This is a genomic window from Streptomyces aurantiacus JA 4570 (assembly GCF_000414115.1).
GTDB lineage: Bacteria > Actinomycetota > Actinomycetes > Streptomycetales > Streptomycetaceae > Streptomyces > Streptomyces aurantiacus_A.
The window spans coordinates 1-2,226 of the sequence record NZ_AOPZ01000466.1 but is presented as its reverse complement, the minus strand read 5'-3'; the positions used below and the strand labels follow the sequence as shown (position 1 = coordinate 2,226).

General features: G+C 75.7%; 3 protein-coding genes. 1 reads left to right on the top strand and 2 read right to left on the bottom strand.

Features of this window, described 5'->3' with window-relative positions:
* On the bottom strand, window positions 1-947 hold a 947-nt coding region (locus STRAU_RS34710; protein ID WP_259300070.1), incomplete at its 3' end, for a WD40/YVTN/BNR-like repeat-containing protein.
* A gap of 292 nt (window positions 948-1,239) precedes the next feature.
* Here STRAU_RS34710 and ssgD point away from each other — a divergent pair.
* Window positions 1,240-1,656, top strand: coding sequence for a spore wall synthesis regulator SsgD (ssgD, locus tag STRAU_RS34705; protein ID WP_037663910.1), 417 nt, complete (start codon window positions 1,240-1,242; stop codon window positions 1,654-1,656).
* 150 nt (window positions 1,657-1,806) lie between these two features.
* On the opposite strand, the gene STRAU_RS34700 is transcribed toward ssgD, so the two are convergent.
* The coding region (locus STRAU_RS34700; RefSeq protein WP_037663907.1) for an isocitrate lyase/phosphoenolpyruvate mutase family protein at window positions 1,807-2,226 on the bottom strand (420 nt) is incomplete at its 5' end.

The window sequence follows — 2,226 nt, the reverse complement described above, 5'->3', positions numbered from 1 at the left end:
GCGGCCGCCCGCGGCGACTGCTCGCCGGCGCGGTAGTCGCCGCCGACCGCGATGCCGTGCGTACGGTCGCGGAAGGCCACGCCGAAGACGCCGCGGGCCGGGTCGCCCGCCGGGACGGGTGAATCCGTCGCCGTCCACGTCAGGCCGCGGTCCGCCGAGTGCAGCACCCGCGCGCGGGCCGCGCCGCCCGTCGCCAGCCACACGTCGCGCGGGCCCGAACTCACCAGGCACTGGCCGCTCGCGGCGAACGCCGTCTCGCCCTCCAGGGCCGCGGGCATGCCCTTGTCCGGCAGGACCTTCCAGGAGCGGCCGCCGTCCGCGGTCGACAGGATGCGGTACTTGCCGTCCACCGGGTCGCTCATCGCCAGGCCGTGGCGCCGGTCGAAGAACGTCATGCAGTCGTAGAACGCCCTGGGGTCGGTGTTGCGGAAGGACTCCGTCCAGGTGGCGCCGCCGTCGGTGGTGCGGAAGACCCGGGACGCCTCGCCCTCGCCGATCGCGAGGACCACCGCGCGGCGCCCGTCGAACGCCTCGACGTCCCGGAACTCCAGGGCGCTCTCGCCGGGTGCCACGGGCGGCGACACGTTCCGCCAGCTCGCGCCGCCGTCGGTCGTGCGGAGCACGGTGCCCTTCGATCCGGCCACCCACGCCGTGCTGCGGCTGACGGCCGCGAGGCCCCGGAAGCGGGCGTCCGTGCCGGTGGCCTTGAGCGACCAGGCCGAGGGCCGGGACGTGGCCGAGGACGCCGGATCCGGTGCGTGGCCCGCGGGCTGGACCGCCGCGACCGACGTCAGCGCGAGCGCCGCCGCGCCCAGGCCCGCCCACACCCCGCGTCCCGGGCGCCCGGTGCGCGCCGGCCGTTCTTGTCCGGCCCGCCTCTTCGTACGTCCTGCCGTACGTCCTGCCGTACGTCCCTCCGTACGGCCCTCCTTACGTCCCGTACGCATCGTCCGCATCGCGCGCCCCTCCCGGTTCACCGGCCCCGTGCCTCTCGTGGCGGGGCGAAGCTAGCCCACGCCCGGGGCCTCGTCCAGATGGCCGAACTGGGCCTTTCGGGGGTCGCCCGGGCAGCCGTCACCGGGAACCGGACACGGACGCGCGTTGTCGCGGTGACAGAGGTCACTCGCTCCGGAGGGGTCCTCGCGTGCACGGATCCTCTGTTTCCGACGTCTATTCAAGTGACCGACCACGGTCGTGCACGCCCCGGTCGTCCAGCAGTCAGAGTTGAGGGAGCAGGCGTTGTCCACTGTCATCGAGCAAGCCGTTGAGGCCCGCCTGGTCGCCGCCGCGCCCCGGATGCCGACCATTCCCGCCACGCTCCACTACGACGAGCGCGACCCCTTCGCCGTCCGGATGAGCTTCCCGGCCCCGGCGACGCTGGAGGGCGTCGAGGTCTACTGGACGTTCGCCCGCGAACTGCTCACGCACGGCGTGGAGACCGCCGTGGGCGACGGCGACGTGCGGGTCCGGCCGTACGGGTACGACCGCACGGTCCTGGAGTTCCACGCCCCCGAGGGCACGGCCATCGTGCACGTCCGCACCGGCGAACTGCGCCGCTTCCTGCACCGCACCACCGCCCTGGTGCCGGCCGGCCAGGAGCACCTGCACGTCGACCTGGACCACGACCTGGCCGAGCTGATGCGCGACGCCTGCTGAGCCGCGGGCCCGGATCACCGGCCCTCGGCCCCCGGCCCACCAGGCCACGCCTGCCCCACCGGCCCACCGGACCATGCCCGCCCCACCGGCCCGGCAGCCCGCGCCCGCCCCACCGGCCGGGCACGCCCCGTGCCGTCCGCCGAGCCCGCCTCACCTGCCAAGCAGTTCGTTCAGCTCCCCGTAGTCGAGCCCGCCCGCCAGCGTCCCGTACGTCCCCTCGGCCAGCAGCTCCCGTGCGGCCCCGCGGACCAGCGCATGCGCCGCCTGCGCGATGCCCGAGCCGACGCTGACGCGTGCGACCCCCAGACCGGCGAGCTCCGCCACCGGCGGCGCACCCGGCCCCACCATCACGTTGACCGGCCCGTCGACGCCCTCGACCAGCGCCTTCACGGTCGCCGGATCGACCGCCCCGGGCACGAAGACCCCGTCCGCGCCCGCCACGAGGAACGCCGCCGCCCGCTCCAGGGTCAGCGCGAGGCGGGCGTCCGGCCCCTCGCCCACACCCCGCAGATACGTATCGACGCGCGCGTTCAGGAACAGCGGCACCCCGGCCGCGTCGGCGGCGCCGCG